The organism is Bacillus sp. 05T31 (assembly GCF_056396725.1).
Genome location: NZ_JBFTMA010001348.1, coordinates 1 through 483, shown reverse-complemented (window position 1 = coordinate 483; position 483 = coordinate 1). Strand labels below are relative to the sequence as shown.

Below are 483 nucleotides of genomic sequence, written 5' to 3'. Positions count from 1 at the left end.
GTAATTAATTGACTTAATTGTTCCCTAGTAATAGGAACTGACTGTGGGTTTTTACAACAATCTGCTGAAAAAACAATCGGATTGCAGTTATTATGACCAAAACAATTATTATTTGACATTTATTTCCTCCTTACTTTTCTTATAGTTGAGTGTTTTCCTATTCTAAGAACTATAAAAGATGCGATTGTAAAAAGTAGTTGAGTTATATGTTTCTCTTAAAATAGGAAACATGAATTATAATCAAACTTGAAAACGTAATTTAATTATGTTCATGACTCACATATTAATTATATGTTTTTAATAATTGACTGCTTAGATTAAACACCTAAACTTAAGAGTTTATTTTATTTTTCCACGTTTATCTATTAGGTCCAAAAGCACATTTTCATTTAAAAATTAAAACATAAATAAATCATTAGCATATATTCCACAAGTAACAACATCATTCTTTCAAATAATTAAAAATGATACCTTTACTAATAT

Annotated in this window: 1 pseudogene; it reads right to left on the bottom strand. The window is 24.8% G+C overall.

Annotation, left to right across the window (positions count from 1 at the left end):
* Window positions 1-119: pseudogene (locus AC1DJR_RS33250) on the bottom strand (collagen-like repeat preface domain-containing protein); the annotation flags it as partial.
* Between the last annotated feature and the right edge of the window lie 364 nt (window positions 120-483).